Annotated in this window: 22 protein-coding genes; 2 read left to right on the top strand and 20 right to left on the bottom strand. The window is 46.8% G+C overall.

Going from position 1 to position 25,137, the window contains the following annotated elements; genetic code table 11:
* Positions 1 to 82: 82 nt before the first annotated feature.
* The 7 genes from FNY66_RS09195 to FNY66_RS09225 all read right to left on the bottom strand — a co-directional run bounded on the left by FNY66_RS09195 (position 83) and on the right by FNY66_RS09225 (position 6,404).
* Positions 83 to 2,200 carry a heavy metal translocating P-type ATPase gene (locus FNY66_RS09195; protein ID WP_150310913.1) on the bottom strand — a complete coding sequence of 706 codons (2,118 nt, stop codon included), beginning with the start codon at positions 2,198 to 2,200 and terminating at the stop codon, positions 83 to 85.
* A gap of 6 nt (positions 2,201 to 2,206) precedes the next feature.
* Complete coding sequence (locus FNY66_RS09200) at positions 2,207 to 2,518, bottom strand: DUF6110 family protein (RefSeq protein ID WP_150310914.1); 312 nt, start codon at positions 2,516 to 2,518, stop codon at positions 2,207 to 2,209.
* 329 nt (positions 2,519 to 2,847) lie between these two features.
* Positions 2,848 to 3,246 carry a Fur family transcriptional regulator gene (locus FNY66_RS09205; protein WP_150310915.1) on the bottom strand — a complete coding sequence of 133 codons (399 nt, stop codon included), beginning with the start codon at positions 3,244 to 3,246 and terminating at the stop codon, positions 2,848 to 2,850.
* Positions 3,243 to 3,620: a heavy-metal-associated domain-containing protein gene (locus FNY66_RS09210; RefSeq protein WP_150310916.1), complete on the bottom strand. Its 378-nt coding sequence runs from the start codon at positions 3,618 to 3,620 to the stop codon at positions 3,243 to 3,245. Before FNY66_RS09210 ends, FNY66_RS09205 begins: the two co-directional genes overlap by 4 nt.
* 22 nt (positions 3,621 to 3,642) lie before the next feature.
* Positions 3,643 to 4,017: a heavy-metal-associated domain-containing protein gene (locus tag FNY66_RS09215; RefSeq protein ID WP_150310917.1), complete on the bottom strand. Its 375-nt coding sequence runs from the start codon at positions 4,015 to 4,017 to the stop codon at positions 3,643 to 3,645.
* A 75-nt stretch (positions 4,018 to 4,092) separates the two neighbouring features.
* Positions 4,093 to 6,102, bottom strand: a complete 2,010-nt coding sequence (gene feoB / locus FNY66_RS09220) for a ferrous iron transport protein B (protein WP_150310918.1) — start codon at positions 6,100 to 6,102, stop codon at positions 4,093 to 4,095.
* An 89-nt stretch (positions 6,103 to 6,191) separates the two neighbouring features.
* Positions 6,192 to 6,404, bottom strand: coding sequence for a FeoA family protein (locus FNY66_RS09225; protein WP_150310919.1), 213 nt, complete (start codon positions 6,402 to 6,404; stop codon positions 6,192 to 6,194).
* 271 nt (positions 6,405 to 6,675) lie between these two features.
* On the opposite strand from FNY66_RS09225, the gene FNY66_RS09230 reads away from it, so the two are divergent.
* Positions 6,676 to 7,035 carry a metal-dependent transcriptional regulator gene (locus tag FNY66_RS09230; protein WP_150310920.1) on the top strand — a complete coding sequence of 120 codons (360 nt, stop codon included), beginning with the start codon at positions 6,676 to 6,678 and terminating at the stop codon, positions 7,033 to 7,035.
* Between the two features lie 81 nt (positions 7,036 to 7,116).
* Here the strand turns inward: FNY66_RS09230 and FNY66_RS09235 are convergent, their stop codons facing one another.
* Positions 7,117 to 8,061, bottom strand: coding sequence for an L-lactate dehydrogenase (locus FNY66_RS09235; RefSeq protein ID WP_150310921.1), 945 nt, complete (start codon positions 8,059 to 8,061; stop codon positions 7,117 to 7,119).
* A gap of 127 nt (positions 8,062 to 8,188) precedes the next feature.
* Positions 8,189 to 9,016 carry a rhamnulose-1-phosphate aldolase gene (rhaD, locus tag FNY66_RS09240; RefSeq protein ID WP_087150832.1) on the bottom strand — a complete coding sequence of 276 codons (828 nt, stop codon included), beginning with the start codon at positions 9,014 to 9,016 and terminating at the stop codon, positions 8,189 to 8,191.
* A 240-nt stretch (positions 9,017 to 9,256) separates the two neighbouring features.
* Between rhaD and FNY66_RS09245 the strand changes: the two genes are divergently transcribed.
* The gene (locus FNY66_RS09245) at positions 9,257 to 9,769 is read left to right on the top strand and encodes a ferritin (protein WP_087150831.1); all 513 of its coding nucleotides are present in this window, start codon (positions 9,257 to 9,259) and stop codon (positions 9,767 to 9,769) included.
* Positions 9,770 to 10,419: 650 nt separating this feature from the next.
* Here FNY66_RS09245 and dnaJ read toward each other — a convergent pair.
* From dnaJ to FNY66_RS09300, 11 genes are all read right to left on the bottom strand, one after another.
* Complete coding sequence (gene dnaJ / locus FNY66_RS09250) at positions 10,420 to 11,610, bottom strand: molecular chaperone DnaJ (RefSeq protein ID WP_150310922.1); 1,191 nt, start codon at positions 11,608 to 11,610, stop codon at positions 10,420 to 10,422.
* A gap of 123 nt (positions 11,611 to 11,733) precedes the next feature.
* Positions 11,734 to 13,617: a molecular chaperone DnaK gene (gene dnaK / locus FNY66_RS09255; protein WP_150310923.1), complete on the bottom strand. Its 1,884-nt coding sequence runs from the start codon at positions 13,615 to 13,617 to the stop codon at positions 11,734 to 11,736.
* A 62-nt stretch (positions 13,618 to 13,679) separates the two neighbouring features.
* Entirely contained in the window at positions 13,680 to 14,384 is a 705-nt protein-coding gene (gene grpE, locus FNY66_RS09260) for a nucleotide exchange factor GrpE (RefSeq protein WP_087150896.1), read from the bottom strand.
* A 27-nt stretch (positions 14,385 to 14,411) separates the two neighbouring features.
* A complete protein-coding gene (gene hrcA, locus FNY66_RS09265) occupies positions 14,412 to 15,461 on the bottom strand; it encodes a heat-inducible transcriptional repressor HrcA (RefSeq protein ID WP_087150828.1) in 1,050 nt (349 codons plus the stop codon).
* A 167-nt stretch (positions 15,462 to 15,628) separates the two neighbouring features.
* Positions 15,629 to 16,807: a radical SAM family heme chaperone HemW gene (gene hemW, locus FNY66_RS09270; protein ID WP_150310924.1), complete on the bottom strand. Its 1,179-nt coding sequence runs from the start codon at positions 16,805 to 16,807 to the stop codon at positions 15,629 to 15,631.
* Complete coding sequence (lepA, locus tag FNY66_RS09275; protein ID WP_330581315.1) at positions 16,807 to 18,621, bottom strand: translation elongation factor 4; 1,815 nt, start codon at positions 18,619 to 18,621, stop codon at positions 16,807 to 16,809. The genes hemW and lepA overlap by 1 nt, the downstream gene beginning before the upstream one ends.
* A 22-nt stretch (positions 18,622 to 18,643) precedes the next feature.
* Complete coding sequence (gene holA, locus FNY66_RS09280; RefSeq protein WP_087150825.1) at positions 18,644 to 19,627, bottom strand: DNA polymerase III subunit delta; 984 nt, start codon at positions 19,625 to 19,627, stop codon at positions 18,644 to 18,646.
* Positions 19,628 to 19,676: 49 nt separating this feature from the next.
* Complete coding sequence (locus FNY66_RS09285) at positions 19,677 to 22,073, bottom strand: ComEC/Rec2 family competence protein (protein ID WP_150310925.1); 2,397 nt, start codon at positions 22,071 to 22,073, stop codon at positions 19,677 to 19,679.
* Positions 22,070 to 23,002, bottom strand: coding sequence for a GerMN domain-containing protein (locus FNY66_RS09290; protein WP_087150823.1), 933 nt, complete (start codon positions 23,000 to 23,002; stop codon positions 22,070 to 22,072). The genes FNY66_RS09285 and FNY66_RS09290 overlap by 4 nt, the downstream gene beginning before the upstream one ends.
* 12 nt (positions 23,003 to 23,014) lie before the next feature.
* The gene (locus tag FNY66_RS09295; protein WP_150310926.1) at positions 23,015 to 24,490 is read right to left on the bottom strand and encodes a sensor histidine kinase; all 1,476 of its coding nucleotides are present in this window, start codon (positions 24,488 to 24,490) and stop codon (positions 23,015 to 23,017) included.
* The gene (locus FNY66_RS09300) at positions 24,447 to 25,133 is read right to left on the bottom strand and encodes a response regulator transcription factor (RefSeq protein WP_087150821.1); all 687 of its coding nucleotides are present in this window, start codon (positions 25,131 to 25,133) and stop codon (positions 24,447 to 24,449) included. Before FNY66_RS09300 ends, FNY66_RS09295 begins: the two co-directional genes overlap by 44 nt.
* Between the last annotated feature and the right edge of the window lie 4 nt (positions 25,134 to 25,137).

The raw sequence follows: 25,137 nt of genomic DNA on the forward strand, positions 1-25,137 counted from the left end.
CTCCCAGACAAATATAGTTCACGTCAGGATATGCGTCCGGCATACCATGCGTGAACTATTATATCATCTCTGTATACTTTTTTTAATCTTTTTTTGAGCTTTCCTCTCCGGATTTTAATCCCTTTTCCGGAAGCAGTTCCTTCATACTCCTCAGACTGATCGCAAGGGTCGACGTATTGTGCAGGAGCGCCGACGTCGTCGGCTGTATCACACCGCCCACGCCAAGCGCAATAAGCCCTGAATTGATCCCGACGATTCCTCTGTAATTGCCCTGAATTCTCTTCATCATAGCGTTTGCCAGCTGTTTCAGGGTGATGAGCACCCGCAGATCATCCGCCGCTATGGTAATATCTGCAATCTCGCGTGCAATCTCTGCGCCGTCACTTATTGCTATGCCGGCGTCTGCCGCGGACAGAGCCGGAGAGTCGTTAATACCGTCTCCAATCATGATGACTTTCCTGCCTGCTGCCTTCTCCTGTTCTACAAAGCAGGCTTTATCTTCCGGCAGAACTTCCGAATAGTATTCATCTACACCGACACGTCCTGCGACAGATGCAGCCGCGCGCTCACTGTCTCCTGTCATCATAACAACTTTTTTCATTCCTTCACTTTTCAGCATACGCACCATATCCGCAGCTTCTTCCCTGAGCGGATCTTCAACACATATAACTGCCGTCAGTTCCTGCTCAATGGCAAGGTACAGATGAGAATACTCTGGCGGAAGAGCATCAAACCGCTCCTGCATCTCCGGCCGGATTCTGCAGCCTTCGTCCTCAAATACAAAATGACTGCTGCCGATGACTACTTTCTTTTCCCCGATATATGACGAAATACCATGAGCAACGATATACTCCACTTTCGAGTGCATCTCTTCGTGGTAGAGCTTTCTCTTTTTTGCCGCATCCACCACTGCCTTCGCCATGGAATGTGGAAAATGTTCTTCCAGACAAGCAGCGATGCGGAGCGATTCGTCTTCAGGATAGTCTCCAAAAACGACTACTTCTTTCACTGTCGGCTTTGCCTTTGTCAGCGTACCGGTCTTGTCAAATACGATCGTGTCGGCCTCTGCCACAGCCTCCAGATATTTTCCGCCTTTTACCGTGATACCATGCTGTCCGGCCTCACGGATAGCAGAAAGCACTGCGATGGGCATCGCGAGCTTCAACGCACAGGAAAAGTCTACCATCAGGACGGAAAGCGCCTTTGTCACATTGCGGGTGACAAGGCCCACGATGCCTGTGCCGAGAAGTGTATACGGCACCAGTTTATCCGCCAGATGTTCTGCCTTACTCTCCAGTGCAGATTTCAGCTTCTCGGAGTCTTCGATCATAGTCACGATCTTCTCAAATCTCGTCGAACCAGATACTGCTTTTACAAGAATCTCAAGTTCTCCTTCTTCCAGAACCGTTCCCGCATAGACCGTCTTACCTTTTTCTCGTCTTACCGGAAGGGATTCGCCAGTGAGCGAAGCCTGATTTACCATGCCTTCTCCTCCGGACACTTCACCGTCAAATGGGATCACATTTCCCATATGAACGACTACCGTATCGCCAGGCTGGATATCCGATGCATTAACGAGTATTTCCTGATCGTCTTTTTTCAGCCATACTTTCTTGACATTGAGCGACATGCTTCTGGCAAGATCGCCCACGGATTTCTTATGTGTCCACTCTTCCAGTAATTCTCCCACGCCGAGCAGGAACATGACGGACCCTGCCGTGTCAAAGTCGCCCCTGATCACGGACACGCCGATGGCTGTCGCGTCAAGGACAGGCACCTCAATCTTTCTTTTGGCGAGACACTTAAGTCCTTTCCATATATAGCGCAGCGCCTTGAATGTCATCCATACCTTTCGGATCGGATACGGAACGATGAGCTTACCGCCATAATGAAGAATCACCCTTGTGATCAACTGCTCACGAAATGATGAATTCAGCTCTCTTCCGGAACTTGACAGTACATTCTCAGGAACATCCGTATTCTCATAACTGAAGCCTTTGAGCACTGCGATCACCTCTTCGCGGCTTCCCGTGTAACAGATCACGGCATCTGCGGTGCGCTCATATACCTTTGCATCTGTCACATATTCCTGCCTGCCGAGAAACCAGCAAAGAGTATCCGCCTGCGCACACGTCATTCTTCCCTGAACAACATGAATACGCAGGCGGCCTTTTATCTCATGCTTTATGATAAATTTCATAGCCTGCTATACAGTCTCTGCACTGCCAGCTTTCGCACCGTTATCCTCTGTTCCGCTCTCGTCAGCCTGAACAGCCGCAGCTTCTTCCGCCGCTCTCTTCTCATTGATCTGTTCAGCTTCGGCTAAGATGTCCTCTGCATTTTCCTGTATCGTCGTTGCTGTCTTCATCACGCAGTCTTTCGCGCGCAGAGCAGCTGCCGTGCAGTTCGTATATACCTTCTTTGCGTCCTTGCTTGAGAGTACTTTCACTCCCGCTGTTCCGAACAGGACGCCTCCTGCGAATAAACCGATTTTCTTTAATGTTGAAACACTGATCATAATTAAGTACCTCCTTGTGTGTCTGAAACATTTGTTGTGTTTGACTTATTTGTGCTTATAGCCCGTATAGAATACCATCACAAAACAGAAGACCGCAGCCCACGCCCAGAATCTATGTTGTTTCACAGCTATATCACTCCCTTGTTAATAATATGTAAAATTATCGGGTTCTGTCACATCATAGCGCTCTGCTTCGAGGCTAGTCAATTCTAACACTTTCTATCGATAAATCTTATCATTTTACCTGTCACATGCAGTTTACATAAAAATAACCGGCTATTTTGAAGAAAATTTCAGATAAATACAAATATGCTCTTCAAAAACACCGGTCACTTTTCAACTTTTATTTTCGCTATTTTCTGGTTCTTCAGATACCCGCACCGGCGCATTCCTTCCCTCACTACTTTATTCCAGTTACCGGCAGAAAGATGACAGATCGTATTATCGTCCAGTGTGATCTCGCACCCGCTCTCTGCTCCGCAGTCCCCGGAGCACTCTACTTTATACATGTTCTTCCGGCTGATCGCCCCGATCCCCTCAAGAGCATTGACCATGCGGTACACAGTCGCAACACCGATCTTAGCATCCGCTTTTGACGCTTTATAAAATATCTCCTTGCAGCTTGCACAGTCATTTTCCAGAATGATATCTATAAGCACAAGACGCTGCTTTGTGATACGGCATCCGTTTTCTTTCAGTTTTTCAATGATCTGTTCTTTTTTACTCACGGCTGTCTCCTAATACTGATCACTTTATATCCGGCGTCCTCCACGGCACGCTGCAGTTCCTCTTTATCTACGTCACGGTCGCAGGACACATCTGCACTGTTTTTTCTCAGACTGACTTTGGCTGCGGCACCGTCTATAGCATTGATCGCTCTCGTCACACCGTTGACGCAGTTCTGACAGTGCATTCCCGATATCTCTATCGTATAATGAGCGATCACCGGGCCGTTTAGTTTTTTCTTTTTCGGCTTCGATCTCTTGACTGTACCTGAGCCGCCTCCACAGCAGGCGCCCTCTCCTTTGAAATGTTTGATCGAACTTTTTGTCGCAAAAATGAGCACTATGACCAGAATTAATGTAATAATCGCATTAACCATAATGACCCTCCAAAGCTGTAAGTCAGGATATACTTATTACATGATATCCTATCTTTTCTACTGCATTCTTTAAAACATCATCCTCAACTTTTCTGTCATAAGAAATCTTTGCTTTGCCAGATGAAAAATTCACGTCTGCCCTCACACCGTCGATCTGATTCAGCATCTGCGTTACATTCATTGCACAGTGTGCACATGTCATTCCTGAAATTTTCATTGTTTTTCTGCCGATCACACGGCCATCCAGTTTCTTTTTCGGCATATTCCCGCTGCCGGGACAGGTTCCTCCCGCCGGACAGCCGATGCACTTTACACCGCTTTTTTTTGCCTTTATTATGTACCCGACTGCACATCCGATCAGAACCAGGAGAATAAGAACTGCAATAATATCTGCCATAAATATCTTCCTCTCTGCATTGACATCAAGAGGTGGACAAAGCAGGATACTCTGTCCACCGATGATCGATTATGATTATACCACATTCCTTGCATGCAGGCTGTATTCTGCCGTAAATTCTTTATCTGACTTACGTATCCTCCATATGATGATAGCTGCGAATGCCAGAATTGCGATCAGGCCCGGAACGAATGCTGTTCCAAGAGCTCCTGTCGTGACAAGAGTACCGATCTGGTATACAAGGAACGCTACCGTATATCCGGTCGCAAGCTGGAGACAGATACCGCCAAACAGCCATTTTCCGCTCTTCATCTCAGAGTTCATCGCTCCTAGTGCCGCGAAGCACGGTGGTGTATAAAGGTTAAACATCAGGTATGCGAGAGCCGCCGCCTTTGTGAGTCCCATGATCGTAGCGACTTCACTTCCGCTTCCGACCAGTGCCAGTTCATCTGTATCAATGAGATTTGTAACTCCGTAAACAACTGCAAGAGTACCAACCACATTTTCTTTTGCGATAAATCCTGTGATCGCCGCTGCAGCGAGCTGCCATACACCGAATCCAAGCGGGATGAACAGGATTGCAAACGGATGAGCAATGCTTGCAAGGATGGAAGTTCCTTCTGCGCCTTCTTCCACAAGCTGGAACTGCCAGTTGAATGTCTGCATGATCTGGACAATCGTGTTGCACACCAGGATGATCGTTCCTGCTTTGATGATATATGCCTTACCGCGCTCGAGCATAGATACGCACGCTCTCTTCAGGCTTGGAAGTTTGTATTCCGGAAGCTCGATGATGAAGAAAGATTTGCGGTATTTCTGCCCTGTGATCCTCTTTACAAGCAGAGCTCCTAAGAGAACCAGCACGATACCTACCAGATACATAGTAGCGGATACCCACCATGCATCTGCGAAAAACGCTCCTGCAAACAGTGCGATAACAGGGATTTTAGCTCCGCACGGCATAAATGGTGTGAGCATCGCAGTTGTCCTTCTCTCTCTCTCGTTACGAATCGTACGGGAAGCCATGACTCCAGGGATCGCGCATCCTGTACCAATGACCATAGGAATTACAGATTTGCCGGAAAGTCCTACTCTCTTAAAGATTGGATCGAGTACAACAGTTGCACGTGCCATATATCCACAGTCCTCAAGGAGAGCAATCAGGAAATACATTACCATTACCAGTGGAAGGAATCCCACAACCGCACCGACGCCGCCGATAATTCCGTCAACAAGGAGCGCATACAGCAGCGGGTTTGCATTCTCCATCAGTCCGCCTACCCAGCCCTGGAAAGTCTCAATCCATGCCACCAGCCAGTCAGCGATCCATGTACCCACTGTAGTCTGGGATATGTAGAACACAAGGAAGATCACAAGTGCAAAAATAGGAATACCAATGATCTTATGAGTGATGACAGCGTCAATCTTATCCTGTATATTCTTGTCTTTTGTGAAGACTTTTCTCTTTTCTACCTGTTTTACAATGCCGTTGACAAACTCAAAACGCTTTCTGTCGGCAGCCTCGACCGCATTCTTATCATGCAGATCAATGTCTGCCTGAACGTAAGGAGCCTTCTGGCCTTTTCCTTTTAAGGAAACCGCAGCAGCGACAACCTCTTTTAATCCTTCATGTCCTGAAGAAGTGGAAATCGTCTTGATGACCGGGCATCCCAGCTTCTCGGAGAGAAGTTTTTCGTCAATCTTCGTCTGCTTTTTCTCCGTTATATCACTTTTGTTCAGAGCTACTACCACCGGTACTCCCAGTTCCAAAAGCTGTGTTGTAAAAAACAGGCTTCGGCTTAAGTTTGTTGCATCCACGATGTTAATGATCACATCCGGATTTTCATTTTTTACATAGCTGCTGGTGATACTCTCCTCCGAAGTAAAAGGAGACATGGAGTACGCCCCCGGCAGGTCTACCGCTACCAGTTCCTCCATTCCACCGTAATAAGCCTTCTTAATAAGGCTTTCCTTTCGCTCTACCGTAACACCGGCCCAGTTTCCGACTTTTTCGTTTCTTCCTGTAAGAGCGTTGTACATGGTCGTCTTACCGCTGTTAGGATTTCCCGCAAAAGCAATTCTCATCTTACAATTCTCCTCCTTCATTCCGATTAGCATTAACTAACCTTAGTGCAAAAAAAATAGTAATTTAGCTTACTATTTTCTTTTTTGTTTTATATTGAAATAGCTTTCGCTAAATCAGTATCAATGTTATATCTTCCGTCTTTAATAGACACCACACAGCCGCCTCTTACCCTGGAGACCACAGTAATGGGTTCTCCGCTGTAACAGCCAAGCGAAAACAAGAACGCTTCCATTTCCTCATCATCCGTCGCAATATCTTTTATGATATATTCCTTTCCTTCTTCAGCGTCTAATAAGTTCATTTTCCGCTCCTCTCAATATATTACATCTTATGCCAGACCATCTGTACCCGCAACAGGTGATTGTTGCATCTAACATCCAGTCGGATTATCTAACATATGATAGTTTAAACTAACACCCATTATTTGTCAATCTTTTTTGAGAAATTTTTTTATAGTTTGGGGAGCTGATCTTTTCTATCTCATTTTCCCCCTCAATTAAAGTTTGCTGACACTCACCGGATATGATATACTATGTAGAAAGTATTTCAAAAATAAGAACGAGGTGAAATCTATGCACGGAAATGAATCTGCTGAAAACTATCTGGAAACGATCCTGATCTTAAGCCAGCGCCTCCCCGTAGTACGTTCTGTAGATATTGCAACGGAACTGGACTTCAAAAAATCCAGCGTCAGTGTAGCTATGAAAAAGTTACGAGAGAGCGGTCATATTATTGTCTCTCCCGAGGGATATATCACCCTTACCGAAAGTGGCAGAAAAATCGCAGATTGTATCTATGAAAGACACACCCTTCTCTCTTCGTGGCTGACACGCCTTGGAGTAGATCCCAAAGTTGCCGCAGAAGATGCATGCCGGATCGAACATGTGATCAGCGCCGAGAGTTTCGAGGCTATCAAAAGGCATATCAAATAGTAAATATGTATCATAATAAGCGGTATCAGCAATCCACTGATACCGCTTATCTTCGTTGATTCCCGCTCTCTTGCTCCGGCTTTACTCTCCAATCTGCGCAAGCACTGTCTTTAGCTCTTCTGCAGATTTCTTCAGTTTTTCCATCTCCCCGTCGCTCAGATTGATTTCCAGCACCTGTTCCGCACCTTTATTACCTATAATCGTCGGAATACTCAGACACAGTCCGTCCAGACCGTATTCCCCGCTAAGCGAAACAGATACCGGAACCACAGCATGACTGTCCCTGACGATCGCCTCCGCGATTCTTGCGGCTGCCATTCCGATTCCGTAGTACGTAGCACCTTTTCTTTCAATAATCTCATATGCGCTGTCGCGCACTGCATGATAGATTTCATCCATCTCGTCCGAGAAATCACTAAATCCACGCATTCTGGCAAATTCTTTTATACCAATACCATAAACATTCGCGCAGCTCCACACCGCAAGTTCACTGTCTCCATGTTCTCCTGCAATAAAAGCATGTACATTTCTGCTGTCCACATCAAGTTTCTCGCTGATCAGGTATTTCAGTCTTGCCGTATCCAGCACTGTCCCGGAGCCAATCACCCGCTCCTTCGGAAAACCGGATTCTTCCAGGGCTACCTGCGTCAAAATATCTACCGGATTTGACACGATCATCAGAATTCCTTCGCAGTTCACCCGTCTGATCTCACTGATGATTGATTTCATGATCTTTGAATTCTTCTGGACCAGGTCCAGCCTTGTCTCTCCCGGTTTCTGGTTTGCCCCGGCTGTAATGATCACGACCGCTGCATCGGCTATATCTTCATAGCTGCCCGGAATAATATCCATAGCATGGGCAAACGGAAGTCCGTGGCTTATATCCATAGCCTCTCCCTCTTCCTTCGCCTGTACCGCATCTATAAGCACCAGTTCTGAAAATATGCCTTTCTGCATCAATGTGTATGCAATCGTCGATCCTACAAATCCACATCCTATCACTGCTGCTTTCTGTATATTTATCATCCTATTGTCCTCCTTTGATTATACACTAATAACTAGCTTTTATTTCCTAGTACTTTACTAGGATTTATTTACAAGCTTATTATATTATAATTTCCAGAAAAATCAATAGGTTGTATGGTATTTTTTTCTATTTCTCGTACAGGAATTTCTCCGGCAGTGTAATATGGAATCCTTTCTCCAGTTTTCTGAAGTTATCCGGGCTGATCGTCTGCCTCTTCTGTGGAACCATGGAAAGCACTTTGATCAGTATTTCTGCGGATTTTTCAATCGTATGCATCAATCCGAATGTCAGATCAAATGTCTCACCCGAGCAGAACATCCCGTGATGAGCCCAGATGACAGCATTATATTTTTCCATTAATTTACTTGTAGCTACTGCAATCTCACGTCCGCCCGGAACCATCCACCCAATCACGCCGACGCCCTCAGGAAATACGACCGGACACTCTGTAGCCATTTCCCAGAGCTCTCTCGTAAACACCTCATCCTCCAGAGGAAGCACAAATGTAAGCGCAATCGTATTCGTAGTATGGGCATGGTAAATCACCCTGTGTTTTCCGTCTGTAAGATTTTTCTTGACCTCATGGTTCATAAGATGAGTCGGCAGCTCACTGGTTGGGTTTCCTCCTTCAACCAGCCCCCAGCGTATACGATAGTTTGAACCAGTTTCATCGATTTCAATAATCGCAAGACATGCCTCCGGATCTACAATAATATTCCTGAAATACTTGCCGGTTCCTGTCACAAGAAAAAACTCTCCTGCCAGTCCCGGCACCTCCGTTCCGATCGGCTGCCACGGAGTATCGCGGTACATCCTTCCCCTGATTGCATCTACTTCACCCTTTTTCAGTCTGTAAGACAGATTCCCCCCATTTCTCTCATGCCATCCCTGTTTATAACCGTCATCTGCCATTTTTATAAAATCCTGCATAAACTTTGATTCCAATACTTTCATTTTAATTCCTCCGTTTCCAATAAATCCAAACTTCCTTTTAACATAATTTGTTGTTTTATGTTGTTTTCAGCGGATTAATATGTGGTTTTCCGTTGTTTTTATTGTATCACTCTGTCAGACAAAAGCAACATCTTTTTTGATTTTTGTGAATAATCAACAGAACTTTATTGATTTCCAGACATGAACGCATTATATTATACAGTGAAAATAATATTATTTATAGAAAGGGGACAAATAGATATGTTAAATGAAAAAGTATCCGAACTTCTGAACACTCAGATCAACAAAGAGTTTTATTCGGCGTATCTGTATCTTTCCTTCTCCAACTATTTTTCCGATGAAGGACTCGACGGGTTTGCCAACTGGTATAACGTACAGGCACAGGAAGAGCGCGACCACGCTATGCTTTTCGTACAGTACATGCAGAATAATGATGCAAAAATTACTTTCGAAGCAATAGACAGACCGGATTCCGAATTCAACAGCCACATGGAAGTGCTTGAAGCAGGCCTGAAACATGAGCGTTATGTAACCGGTCTGATCAACAACATCTACGGTACCGCTTATGATATAAAAGATTTCCGCACCATGCAGTTCCTTGACTGGTTTGTCAAAGAACAGGGCGAGGAAGAGACCAACGCGGCTGATCTTATCAAAAAGATGAATCTGTTCGGGACAGATCCGAAGAGTCTGTATCTTCTGGATCAGGAGCTTGCAGCCCGCACATACACAGCACCGTCACTTGTACTGTAAATTTCGGATTTATTGAACAGATACCGCTCCAGTAGTAAAGATATGCTGATCGGACAGCGGACACAGAAAAAGAAGATGCTGCAACGATGTGCCGACTCGCTTTACCTCATACCCTCGAATCCATGTCGATGCACAGCTTATACAGTATCTTCTTTTTCTGCTGAATCATCCGATTAGTACACTTTTTACAGCTACAGCGCCATCTTTCAACAAACACTCATACAAACCGGAAGAAAACGGAACTTTATGAATAAAGTTTACCTTTTCAACCAGTTTTCTATAAATTCCGCGATTGTCGGAGAGACACTTCCGATTGAATGTGCACAGAAAATCAAAGGGATACAGCCGATATGATGCACCTTTCGGAACAGTCGGGATTGTGATGCAGACGGTGACTGTGAAGAAAGGTTAGATAAACTTTAACCCTGAGATATAGCGTTAATCAGCCGGACGGACTTGTTTGAACTCTGTGAGTTGTCCGTTCGGCTGATTGTTTTTAGCTATATTTCAGGGGTATTAGTTTTTCTTCCTTTTGTAACCGGAACCGGAAGCATTACAATCCCGACTGTTCCGAATATATACGCCATTACACTGTATCCGAGTAATTTTCGGACGTTTTATCGAAAAATACATCTCCGACAAACACGAATTTAATCCTCAAAGACTTCTTTCATCTTATCCATGAAGCCTTTCTTTTTCTTCTTATCACCTTTATTGTCTCCCACATCATCATGCTGATGCAGCGTATTTCCTGTCAGCTCGTCAAATCTGCGCAGTGCTTCTTTTGCCTCTGCGCTCAGTTTCTCCGGAGTCTGGATGACCAGCTCGACATAGTGATCGCCTCTTACCTGAGGATTGCGGACTGACGGCACGCCTTTCCCTTTCAGGCGCACTTTTGCTCCAGTCTTGGTTCCCGGTTTGACATTGTAAATGACATCGCCATCCACGGTCTTGATGCGGATATCTCCGCCCAGTGTCGCAACCGCAAACGAAATCGGTACCGTTGAGAAGATATGGACATCCTGTCTCTGGAATACCGGATGATGTGATACATTTACTTCCACGAGCAGGTCGCCTCTCGGGCCGCCATTTACTCCCGGCTCGCCTTTTTCCCGGATACGCACACTCTGTCCGTTGTCTATACCTGCCGGAATGGTTACCTTGATCCGCTTCTTGCTGGACGTATACCCGGTACCTGCACATTTCGGGCATTTATCCTTTATCACTTTACCGGAACCACCGCACGTAGGACATGTCTGGACATTCTGCACAGTGCCGAAGAACGACTGGGATGTATAGACTACCTGGCCGCGGCCGCCGCATTTTGAACAGGTCTCAGGAGATGTTCCCGGCTTCGCACCTGTACCATTACAGTCCTCGCAAGGATCTTTTAATATCAGTTCAAGTTCTTTCTCGCATCCGAAGACAGCCTCCTCGAATGTAATGCGTATACTCTTTCTTATGTTAGCGCCTTTCATCGGACCGTTCCCGCCGCGTCCGCTTCTGCGGCTGCCGCCGAAAAGATCTCCGAATATATCTCCAAATATATCACTGAAATCGGCACCGCTGAAATCAAAGCCGCCGAATCCGCCTGCACCGCCGGCGCCGCCTTCAAATGCCGCGTGTCCGAACTGGTCGTACTGACGGCGTTTCTCAGCATCGCTCAAGACAGCATACGCCTCAGAAGCCTCTTTAAATTTCTTCTCGGCTTCTTTGTCTCCCGGATTCATATCGGGATGATATTTTTTCGCAAGTGCACGATAAGCCTTCTTAATTGCCGCTTCGTCAGCGTCTTTGCTTACTCCGAGCACCTCATAATAATCTCTCTTTGTCTCTGCCATAATTGAAATACTCTACCTTTCACGAAAAAATCTACGAAACCACCCAGTGGTTCCGTAGAATTTTTCTTATTCTTATCATGAAACAATGGGAAGATTCCCTGTGCTCTATTCAGATCTTGTGGTTTAGACTTCTTTGTAGTCTCCGTCTACCACGTCATCTCCCTGGAAACCATCCGGAGCCGGACCTGCATCTGCCCCCGGGTTCGGGCCTGCTCCCGGATTCGGACCGCCTGCTGCGCCCGCACCTGCCTGCTCGTACATCTTTGTGAACAGCTTCTGAGCACTCTCCATCAGTTTCTCTTTTGCAGCTTTGATCTCAGCCACATCGGATTCGCTTGTATTCTCAGGTGTAGATTTTGCAAGGACATCTTTCAGTGCCTGCATGTCAGCTTCTACAGCAGCTTTATCGTTTGCATCCAGCTTGTCGCCCACATCTTTGAGAGCTTTCTCTGTCTGGAATACCATTGCGTCAGCTTCATTTCTTGTATCAACAGCTTCTTTACGTTTCTTGTCCTGAGCCTCGAACTCAGCTGCCTCTTTGACAGCCTTATCGATATCTGCATCAGACATGTTAGATCCTGCTGTGATCGTGATGTGCTGCTCTTTGCCTGTTCCGAGATCCTTAGCGGATACATTTACGATACCGTTTGCATCGATATCGAATGTAACTTCGATCTGCGGTACTCCACGCGGAGCCGGCGGGATTCCGTCCAGTCTGAACTGTCCAAGAGACTTGTTGTCTTTCGCGAACTGTCTCTCGCCCTGTACTACGTTGATATCTACAGCTGTCTGGTTATCTGCAGCTGTGGAGAAGATCTGGCTCTTCTTTGTCGGGATCGTTGTATTTCTCTCGATCAGTCTTGTAGCGACACCACCCATTGTCTCGATGGACAGTGAAAGCGGAGTAACGTCCAGAAGAAGGATATCTCCTGCGCCTGCATCACCTGCAAGCTTACCGCCCTGTACAGATGCACCAAGTGCAACACACTCATCCGGGTTCAGGGATTTGCTCGGCTCTTTGCCTGTCAGTCTCTTAACCTCTTCCTGTACAGCCGGGATACGTGTAGATCCACCTACCAGAAGAACCTGGCCGAGATCTGCTGCTGTAAGTCCTGCATCGGAAAGTGCACGTCTTACAGGCTCAGCTGTCTTATCTACAAGATCTCTTGTAAGCTCATCGAATTTTGCTCTTGTAAGGTTCATATCAAAGTGCTTCGGTCCTTCAGATGTTGCTGTGATGAACGGAAGGTTGATATTTGTTGTTGTTGCGGAAGAAAGCTCTTTCTTTGCTTTCTCTGCTGCTTCTTTCAGTCTCTGGAGAGCCATCTTGTCACCTGAAAGGTCAACGCCCTCTTTTGCCTTGAAGTCTGCCAGCATGTAGTCTGTGATCTTCTGGTCGAAGTCATCACCGCCCAGTCTGTTGTTTCCGGCTGTGGAGAGAACTTCGATGACACCGTCGCCGATCTCGATGATAGATACATCGAATGTACCGCCGCCAAGGTCATATACCATGATCTTCTGCTCTTTCTCATTGTCAAGTCCGTATGCCAGTGCAGCCGCTGTAGGCTCGTTGATGATACGCTTTACATCAAGACCTGCGATCTTTCCGGCATCTTTTGTAGCCTGACGCTGAGCGTCATTGAAGTAAGCAGGAACTGTGATAACAGCCTCTGTTACTTTCTCACCAAGGTATCCTTCTGCGTCTGCTTTCAGCTTCTGAAGGATCATAGCGGAGATCTCCTGCGGAGAATATTTCTTTCCGTCAATGTCTACCTTGTAATCTGATCCCATCTCTCTCTTGATCGAAGAGATCGTTCTGTTTGCATTTGTTACAGCCTGACGTTTTGCAGGCTCTCCTACCAGACGCTCGCCTGTCTTTGTGAATGCCACGACTGACGGTGTTGTTCTTGCGCCTTCTGTGTTTGCGATGACTGTCGGCTGACCGCCTTCCATAACAGCCACGCAGCTGTTTGTCGTACCAAGGTCAATACCAATTATTTTGCCCATTGTAATGCTCCTCCTTTAAATATTCTTTGTTTATTCTAAATATTGTAGATAACTTATTAATATCAGTTTGCTACTTTTACCATGCTGTGTCTCACGACGCTGTCACGGTACATATAGCCTTTCTGGAATTCCTCCGCGATGATATTCTCGCCGAATTCCTCGTCTTCCACATGCATCACTGCGTTGTGGAAATCCGGGTTGAATTCCTGTCCTACTGCCTCGATCGGTTTTACTCCGATCCCTTCCAGCGTAGTCATAAACTGTTTGTAGATCTTTTCCATTCCCTCCGCAAAAGGAGTCGTCCTCTCTTCTTCGGACATAGAGGCTAATCCTCTTTCGAAATTGTCCACAACGGGAAGGATCTTTTCTATGATATCTTTCGCTCCTATCTCGTACATCTGGGATTTTTCTTTCTCTGTACGTTTGCGGAAGTTATCAAACTCTGCCATCTGACGGGTAAGACGATCTGTAAGTTCTTCGATCTTCTCATCCTTTTTATCTTTTTTGTTCTTCTTACTGAAGAACTTCTTTTTCTCTGTCTTTGATGACTCTTCCTCTGAGTCTTCGTCCGCCTCGGATTCATTCTCCCCGGCATCATTTCCGGCAGAATCTTCATCCATGCTGTCTGCCTCAGTCTGAGCGGTTTCATCTTCAGCAGCATCTGCTTTTTCTTCCGGCTCTTTCTGATCTGCCTCATTTTTTTCAGCCTCAGCGGCCTTTGCTTTTGCTTCTTCTACAGCTTCCTTTACCATATCTTCTTTGCTCATCTTGTCACTCACCAGCTTTCTACCTTCCTATTCTTTCGGATTTTTATTGTATATCGCATCCAGCTCTCCCTGGAGAGTCTTCAGCGTCTTCATGACATGTTCATAATCCATTCGTTTCGGACCGATAATGCCGATCGTACCTTTCATTCCTTCACCCAGCTCATAGGTGGCTGTTACGACACTGCAGTCTTTCATTGTCTTTACCGGCGCCTCATCTCCGATATAGACCTGTATGCCGTGATTGTTCTCACTGGCGAGAGTTTCGGTGACGAGTTCTTCAAGCTGCTGCTTTTCTTCAAATGCACTTATGATCTCCTGTGCGCTCTGCTTATCACTGAGCTCCGGATATTTGAAGATATTTGTCGCGCCGCTCGTATAGATCTTCATGTCATCATCTACATGTATGATCTCTGCCACGGCGTCCAGCACATGTCCTACTACCTCGCTGTGAATGCCCGCCTGCTCTTTGAGTCTTGCGATCAGCCCCAGTGTGATCTGATCGATCGGCATTCCGTTGAGCGTTGTGTTCAGAAGCATATTCAGCTTCAGCAGCGTCTCATTACTTAATGTTTCACCGACCTCAATGATCTTATTCTTGATCACGTTGCCTCCAAGCACGATAACCGCAACGATCTGCTCTGCATCAACCTGCGAAAGCTGGATAAATTTCAGCGTATTGCGGCTGTTTATCGGAGCGGATACCATAGTCGCGTAGTTTGTGTTGGAAGCCAGTACTCTGGCCGCCTGCTGCAATACCTTCTCAACCTTATCAGCCTTTTCCAGCATCGCATCCTCGCGCTGTGTGATCTCCTGTTCCTTCTCCTCCATGAGCATATCAACATACAGCCGGTATCCTTTATCTGAAGGTATCCTTCCTGCTGACGTATGCGGCTGGAATATATAACCGAGATCTTCCAGATCCGCCATCTCATTTCGGATCGTCGCGGAACTCAAGTTCAGTTCCGTGTACTTTGAAAGAGTACGCGAGCCGACCGGTTCGCCGGTCTCCAGGTAGTTCTGTATGATGGCTTTCAATATGATAAGCTTTCTTTCACTTAACGAAGTATCGACTGCCACTACATTTCCTCCTTCCTCGCTATTAGCACTCCCTTGTTTTGAGTGCTAACATCTTTCGTATATTAAGATAGCACTCACATTTCACTTTGTCAACCATGTTTATAGATTTTTTAAAATTCAGTGCGGTGTTACAAATGGCGCGGACTGAACTGATGCTAAAACTACCGCTAAAACATAAACTCACTGAACACATAGTTGCTGATATCGGTCCCGCGCTCTGTGAGCCTTACCCGGTTCCCGGAATACTCAATCAGCCGCTGCTCTTCCAGTTTCCTCATCTGTTCTCCGTATACCTCTCTGATCTCTTTTCCGAACGCTTTCCTGAAATCATCCACAGAGATGCCGACAGTTTTACGCAGGCCGAGAAACATGAACTCCTCCATCTGGTCTTCTACAGACAGGTGTTCTATATCTTCACAGATATCCGTCCCGGCATTTTCATAAAGCCTGAGGTATTTCCCCATATCGGCTGTATTATGAAATCTGCATTCGCTGATCAGTGAGGAAGCCCCGAGGCCCAGTCCCAGATACTCCTTCCGCTCCCAGTATCCGAGATTATGACGGCACTCGTATCCCGTTTTCGAATAATTGGATATCTCATATCTGTGATAGCCATACTCTGCGAGGATTTTCTCTGTAGCTTTATACATCTCACGTTCGGTATCTTCATCCGGAAGAGGCGGCAGATGATTACCCTTGTTCTCATCCTCACCTGATCCATCTCCATAACGCTCGTAAAAAGGCGTACCCTCCTCTATGATCAGACTGTATGCAGAAATATGCTCCGGTCCGAGGTCCGCCGCCTTCCTCAGTGTCTCTGACCAGCTCCTGAGATTCTGCCCGGGAGTGGCCGAGATCAGATCGACATTTACATTCTCAAATCCTGCCTCCCGGACAATCTTCCACGTATCTAAGAATTCACGGTAAGTGTGGATGCGGCCGAGCATTTTAAGTTCCCTGTCATCCGCCGACTGAAGCCCGATACTCAGCCGGTTTACACCGCTTTTTCTCCACGATGCAGCTTTCTCCTCTGTCACGGTTCCCGGATTTACTTCCATCGTGATCTCGGCGTCATCAGAAATGTCGAAGTTCTCTTGAAGAGCACGGAAAATCCGGGCACTGTCATCGCCTTCCAGAATAGAAGGCGTACCGCCGCCCAGAAATATCGTACTTACCCTGTAAGCATTAAAATCATTTTTCCTCGCTCTGATCTCTTCGGTCAGAGCGTCTATATAAAGCGTCCGCTCCTGCGTATCTGCAGGGGCGGACAAGAAATCACAGTATGCACATTTTCTCACGCAGAACGGAATATGCACATACAGTTCCAGTTCTTTTTTCTCACACATCAGTCATCATCCAGTTTCAGCACACTCATAAACGCCTTCTGCGGAATCTCTACATTGCCCACCTGGCGCATGCGCTTCTTTCCTTCTTTCTGTTTCTCCAGGAGTTTCTTCTTACGTGAGATATCGCCTCCGTAGCACTTCGCCAGCACGTCTTTTCTCATTGCCTTGACTGTCTCTCTCGCAATGATCTTGCTGCCGATCGCAGCCTGGATCGGAATCTCAAACAGCTGCCTCGGAATCTCCTGCTTCAGTTTCTCGCACATCCTCCGTCCTCTGTCGTAAGCGCTTCCCGCGAACACGATAAAGGAGAGAGCATCCACTTCTTCTTTATTAATAAGTATATCAAGCTTCACGAGCTCTGATCTCTGATATCCCAGCATCTCATAATCAAAGGACGCATAACCTCTTGATCTTGATTTGAGCGCATCGAAGAAATCATAAATGATCTCATTGAGCGGCAGATGATAATGGAGCACAGCGCGTTTCTCCTCAATATACTCCATACTCTGATATATTCCCCGGCGCTCCTGGCAAAGATCCATGATCGCTCCGATATACTCAGATGTTACCATAATCTCAGCCTTTACCATAGGCTCTTCCATATAGTCGATCTCCGCCGGGTCCGGCATATTTGTCGGGTTCGTCAGATCAATAACTTCTCCGTTTGTCTTGTGGATCTTATAGATAACGCTCGGCGCCGTAGTCACAAGGTCCAGATTGTACTCCCTTTCCAGACGCTCCTGGATGATCTCGAGATGGAGCAGTCCCAGAAAGCCGCACCGGAAGCCAAATCCGAGAGCAACCGATGTCTCTGCCTCAAACTGGAGCGCAGCATCATTGAGCTGCAGCTTCTCAAGTGCATCGCGCAGATCCGGATATTTGGCACCGTCTGCTGGATAAAGCCCGCAGTAAACCATAGGATTGACCTTCTTATATCCGGGCAGCGGCTCGTCACACGGGTGGTCCGCATTTGTGATCGTATCGCCGACACGAGTTTCCTTGACATTTTTCAGGCTTGCCGTGATATAACCTACCATTCCCGCAGTCAGCTCATCGCACGGGATGAACTGTCCGGCACCGAATGTACCTACTTCCACAACTTCCGCTTTCGCACCGGTCGCCATCATGAGCATCGGAGTGCCCTTTTTCACTGTCCCTTCTTTGATCCTGCAGAAGACAATGACGCCTTTGTAAGAGTCGTATTTTGAATCAAAGATCAGGGCCTTAAGAGGCGCGTCCGGATCTCCTGTGGGCGCAGGGATCTTTGAAACGATCTGCTCCAGTACTTCATGGACATTCTGTCCTGTCTTTGCCGAGATAAGCGGTGCATCCTCCGCATCGATACCGATAACGTCCTCGATCTCTTCCTTCACACGTTCCGGATCTGCACTCGGCAGATCGATCTTGTTTATGACCGGCATCACATCCAGATCATGATCCAGCGCCAGATATACATTTGCCAGAGTCTGTGCCTCAACGCCCTGCGCCGCATCTACCACAAGGATAGCGCCGTCGCATGCCGCAAGACTTCTGGACACCTCATAATTGAAATCCACATGTCCCGGGGTGTCGATCAGATTGAACATATACTCTTCCCCGTCGTCCGCTTTGTATATCGTGCGGACTGCCTGCGCTTTGATCGTGATGCCTCTTTCCCGCTCCAGATCCATATTGTCCAGGACCTGGGACTGCATCTCACGGCTTGTCAGAAGCCCTGTCATCTCGATGATGCGGTCTGCCAGAGTAGACTTGCCGTGGTCAATATGTGCAATGATACAAAAATTTCTGATTTTACTCTGATCTATTACTGCCAATTTCATTCCTCCAGTTTTATCTTTAAGAAGCAGACTGCTTTACAATAAAGAGTTCGACTGCGAGATTGTCCGTCATCAGTCCCGTCTTTACTCTCTGCTCAAGGTCTGCGCTCTCTTCCATAACTTTCCTCAGTTCGCCCGACTGAAATCTTTTTGCCAGGTCCATGTATTTCCCTGCCACAAACGGATGAAGTCCCGCTTTTGAAGCGATTTCCTTTCTCGCATATCCCTGCCTTGAAAGCTCTTTCACATGATACAGATCACGGTACTCTTTCGACATAAGAGAGAGGATGCGCATGGGCGGTTCCTTTAAAGCAAGCAGGTCATAATACAGATCGAGCGCCCGACGCTGATCTTTTGCCGCCACTGCGTTCACCATATCAAAAATATGGTTCGTAATCTGTGTGACACAGACTGCGTCCACGTCTTCCCTTGTAATGACATTCCGATCCAGACAATAGCAGAACAGCTTCTCAAGCTCTTTTGTAATATTCTCCATGTCTGTCCCCACTTTGTTCAGGAAATACGCAATGTCCGGCTGTGCCATCTCTTTTTTCTCTTTCCTGACCAGCCCTGACACCCATTTTCGCAGTGTATTTTCATCCTGGGCGGCAAGCTCCACGATATGCCCTTTTGCCTTCACAGCCTTGTACAGCTTACTCCTTTTATCCACTTCATTCTCTACAAAAATGAAATGCGTCGTGTCCGGCATCCCGTCATTGATATAGTCTGCCAGATCATTTCCCCCGTTCTTGAAGAATCCGGTATCCTCAAATACGATCAGACGACGCTCTGAAAAAAAGGGCAGTGTTTCCGCCAGATCGATCACTTCTTTGATATCTGTCTTCTTTCCTTCATAGCTGGAATAGTTCATGGTATCTCCCTCGGGGACCATGGCTTTGACAAACCGCTCCTTATACTGCTTTTTCAGATAAGCCTCCTGACCGAACAGGAGATATATCTGTTTAAATTTTCCCGTTTTCAAATCTTCATTCAGGCTCTTCATAACTCTTGTATTATATAGGAAATGAGCCTGTTTTGACAAGAGGTTTCATTCACCCCTTTTTGGTGAACCCGTATATTTTCATTGTCTTCCCGTCAGTCCGGATCGTGATCGCTCCGTTATCCTGAGTGGAACAGACTCTGCATCCGGCTTCTTGAAGCCTCCTGATCGTCTCTGCATGGGGATGGCCATACCGGTTGTCCACCCCGGCTGAGATGACGGCATAGGAGGGTTTTGTGAGCCCGAGAAATTCTTCCGTGCCTGAATTCTTCGATCCGTGATGAGCGGCTTTTAGGACATCGTACTCTTTCAGCACCCCTGAATCGATCAGATTCTGCTCACCTTCTCCTTCCACATCTCCTGTAAACAGCATATCAAAATCCCCATAGGACAGATCTAACACAAGAGAAGTCTCGTTTCCCGGCTCCACCCCCAGGTCACCGCCGGGCCCGATACATGCAAGCACCAGCTTTTCTCCATTTCCATCTGATGTGATCTCGTCTCCCGGCTGCATGACCAGAATCCGCGTCCCATTCCTGGAGGCAGTCCGCGCCAGCCCTGTAAGCTTCTCATCATGATACTCCTGCGGCGGAAGCACAAGACTGGTGATCCTTATCCCGAACAGCTGATTCTCCAGCATCTCCTGTATCCCGCTGACATGGTCTTCGTCGCCATGTGTGACAAACACATAGTCCAGAGTGTCTATGCCCTGTGAGAGAAAATACGGTTCCAGACGATATACTCCCACCGAAGACACATCACTGCTGCCTCCGTCGATCAGACAGTTAAGAGAAGACGCCCTGACGTGGATGCCGTCTCCCTGACCCACATCCAGCACTGTAACCTGCATTTCATTCCCCGCCTGATGGCAGTTCCTGCATCCAATCGTCATACCGGCCGCAAACAGAAGCATCACGCACCCCGGCACCCTGCACAGTTTCTTCCATCTGCCGCCATTGCTTCCGGCATTAAAATCCGGCATCCTGCCGCTTATGGCTTCATCTTTCTCTTCCTCCTGCTCTTTTCTTCCTTTAAAATACTGATAGGAGAGGAAGATTCCCGCCAGGATCAGATAATATACTATGATCCAGAGAAGCCCCGGCTTTCCTGCAACAAGCCTGCTACAAGGCAGTATACACGCATATTCGCAGACCTGGTCATATCCCCACAGCACCGCACGGCACACCTGCAGTACAATATCTCCGACAGTATCTGACACAAGAGTCAGTGCAGAGCCGGCCAGTCCTGCTCCCATCGCTGCCGGCATAACCGGAATCACGATCAGATTCAGAAAGACGGAATACGGCGGAATCTCAAAATAAAACCAGAGCAATGGCCCGAGCAGGAGTACATTGACTGCAAAACTGGTACTCAATCCATTCAAAATCCACAGCAGGACCGACATCCCTTTTCCTTTTATCCGCATCATCCTGCTGCTTTTCTTTTGTGCAAGTTTTTTCTGTATTCCGGCAATCTGCCCACATCCGAACATATCTCCAAATACAGGTCCCAGCAGGGCAATTCCGAGAATCGCCCCATATGACAGCTGAAATCCCGCATCTGTCAGATAAAGCGGCTGCCAGGCACACAGGATCGCAGCGGACAAAAACAGGCTGGTAAGAAGATCATAGTCTCTCCCTGTAATTTCCGCGCCGATCCTCACCAGGAACATGATCAAGGCACGAAGGCTTGAGACTCCGGCTCCGATCATCAGACTGTAAAGAATCAGTATAGTACCGCCTGCGATTCCTGCAGACAAGAAGCTAAATCCGGTCCTGCGAAGTATATGATAGATTCCCATGCCAATAAAAGTCATGTGCAGGCCAGAAATAGCAAGTAAATGACTGATCCCGCATTTCTGGTACATAACTTTCATTTCAGCATCCAGCCCGCTCTTCTCCCCGAGGAGGATGGCACTCATCGTTCCTCCGTAGTACTCCCCCAGCCTGGTAATGAACAGTTCATTCCACGCTGATCTGAAATCCGAAAGGAACTGCCGGACAAGATCCGTATCATGGGACAATATGCTGATACTTTCCGCCCACACGAGCACATGAATGCCCTGCCGCCGGTAATATGTCTTCTGGTCAAAATTTCCCGGATTTCGCGCACTGTCAAACACCTGCGCCTCACCGGAAACCGCCAGACGGTTGCCTGTTTTAACTGCAGCAGATTGTCCTGTATCATTTTGGGAAACATAGATAAGAATTTTAGATTCATTGATTATTTGACCCGCAGCAGATACGGCATTATCTTTCAGATAGAATGCCGTAACCTTTTGCTTCTCTTCGATTTTGTACACAGTCCCTGTAAATTCAATCTGAACTTCCCCGGAAAGCAGCTTTTCCAGCGCAGAGGATTCTGTTTCCCCCACACTGAAAAAGAGTACTCTTATGCTCTGTATCGCAAGAAATAAAACACATATCGCACAAAGCGGCCGTTTTTTCATTCATCTTCTTCATCGGCTGCGACGAGATCTATATTTGCCTCAAATGGCTGTGAGAGATCAACTGTCTCCATATATTTAGCATTTGTCTCTCCGTTAATCGTAATCTGCACCTGTACGGCCTCTGTTCCCTCAACCAGAGAATTCACGATCGAATACACAGTAAGTTCAGGCAGGATATCGTATGCACCTGTCAGAAATGTACTGTCAAAATTCACATAACATATTTTGTCTTTGGTCGTTACGCTCAAAAGGTTTGTGTCAGGGTTGATCGTAGGATATGCTCCGGCTTCGTCCGGTCCCTGCATCAGTTTCTCCACGATCAGTTTATCTTTGGATACATTACTGCTGTATCTTACATCTGTTTTTTCAGCTACAAGCTTATCACCGGTTTCGTTTGCAAAATAGAGCGTAAGTGTGTCCGTCTGATATGCGCTCGGCGAAGATGCTGTAGTTTCAACGAAATCGTCTTCATTCATCAGTCCGATTGCAATGCCGTTACGATCCATTAGTTGATTTCCGTCCACAGTAAAAGCAACTGCGTTTACCCCTTCAATACGAGTAAGGGACTGTACCACGGCAGCGCGCATCAGTTTCTCACGAATATTTCCCATTTCCAGATACTCTGCTCCGAAATCCACTTCCAGAATTCCGCCCACCAATTTGCACTCCTGCACCTTCACATCTTCGGGAATAGGACTTAAATATTCTATATCTTCCGCCGGCATACTGAGTTGCTCTAATACAGCCTGTGCCGTTTCCTGTGTATCCCCGGCAGGAAGATCATATGCCACTTTGACCAGTCCTGTCGCGCTTTCATTCAGGCAGTAAATATACGAATCCCCCTCTCTGATTCTGTCTCCCCCGGCGCATGCTGTAAACAAAAGGGCCACACAGATTACTGCGGCGAGAGCAGTTTTCTTTACCTTCATATTTTCACCCTCCTATGCCGCCACATAAATCAAAGGAATCCGGACAGTGAAAGTCGTCCCCTCCCCCTCGTTGCTGTATACTTTAATTGCTCCTCTGTGGACGATCACCGCATTTCTGGCGATCGCAAGTCCTAATCCCGTACCGCCGATTTCTCTGGAATGAGACTTGTCCACTCGGTAAAAACGTTCAAAAATATGCGGCTGATCTTTCTCCGGAATTCCAATCCCCGAATCTTCCACCTTAATATAAAAATACTTGTGGTCAGCATTCAGGGAGACATGCACCCAGCCGTTATCATGGTTATATTTAATCGCATTCTCTACCAGATTCGATATGGCAAGAGTAAATTTCATCTCATCAATCTCTGCTGTCACAGGGCGGAAGCTCTCCATAACCATCTCCACGTTCTTCTTATCTGCGATCGGACGCAGACGCTTCAGCGTCTGTTCCAGGAGTTCATTAATATTAACCGTCTGGATATTCATATTCTGTCCGGTCTTATCCATCTTTACAAGCGAAAGAAGATCTGTGATGATCTGATTCTCTCTGTCAATCTCTTTAGCTATATCCTGCATGAATTCCTGATACATCTCCACCGGCGCTTCTTTCATTTCAAGAAGCGAGTCCGCCAGTACCTTCATGGAAGTCATCGGCGTCTTTAATTCGTGAGAGACATTGGATACAAATTCTTCCCTGGACTCATCAAGCAGTTTCAGTCTTCCAAGCATTTTATTGAAGGCTTCACTAAGCTGTTTCGTTTCTGTAAAAGTGTCAACATGCAGCACATCATCACTGTAGCCCTCTGTTACATTTTCAATTGCTCCTGTGATTCTGTGAATCGGGCGCACCATACGGTCTGCAATAAACACTCCGCAGACAATCAACAGGATAAATATAATGCCGACTACGACTCCTCCGTGTGTATACAGCATCTGTATGGTCGCTTCAATGCTATCTGTCGAAACAGTCGCCAGCATAACCCCTGCAACTTTCCCCTCTTCTCCCCCCGGGATAGGAGAGGTTACCTCAATATAATGATTTCTCCTGTCATACTGATTTGTTGTCTCACCCTGCATACAGCGGATCACATTTTCTGAAACATCCGTTTTCCCTTCATCCAGGCTGTATGTATCTTTGATGACATTCAGTTCGCTGTCAATAATCATGACCCGTCCGTTATAAATATTGGTAAGCTGTGTCAGATTTGCATTGATCACTTCCGATGATGTATCGGCAAGATATCCGTAATTGCCCAGCTGGTTGCTCAGAATAGTACACTGGTTCTGTATCTCGGCGGTTCTCAGCTCCACCGCGTGCAGTTCGTAAAACTTTACTATTCCGAACAGTGCGGCAAGACAGGGCACAAGCCCTGCCAGCACAAATAATACGATAATGCGGACCCGCATATTTTTAAAGACTCTGTCTCTTACTCTGAAATGACGTTTAGCCCTGGAAATAATAACCCACTCCCCACTTTGTATGTACAAATTTCGGTTCGCTCGGATTAATCTCAATCTTCTCCCTCAGACGCCGGATATGTACATCAACCGTTCTCGCATCTCCCGGATAATCATATCCCCATACGAGATTTAAAAGATTCTCCCTGCTGTATACTTTGTTTGGATTAGTTGCAAGAAGCTCCAGCACGTCGAACTCTTTTGCCGTCAGATTGATCTCCCGGTCTCCGATAAATACACGCCGGCTCTCACAGTCTATCTTCATATTGCCCTTCACAAGCACCGGACTCCCCGCCAGCTCTTTTCTTTTGGATGTGCGGCGCATGATAGCCTTGATCCGAGCTTTTACCTCAAGAATATTAAATGGCTTTGTAATATAGTCGTCTGCTCCGTATTCAAGTCCCAGTATCTTATCCATATCTTCGCTCTTGGCTGTCAGCATTACAATAGGCATATCCGAAAATTCTCTGATCTGCTGGCACACTTCAAATCCATCCATCTTGGGCAGCATCACATCAAGCAGTACCAGATCATACTCGCATTTTTTGGCGCACTCCAACGCCTCCTGTCCATCATAGGCACAGTCTACTTCCATGCCTTCCTGCTCAAGGCTGAACCGGATTCCTTTAACGATCAGCTTCTCATCATCTACGACTAATATCTTTTTACTCATACTC

Origin of the sequence: Mediterraneibacter catenae (assembly GCF_008691045.1) — a bacterium.
Taxonomy (GTDB): Bacteria; Bacillota; Clostridia; order Lachnospirales; family Lachnospiraceae; genus Mediterraneibacter; species Mediterraneibacter ornithocaccae.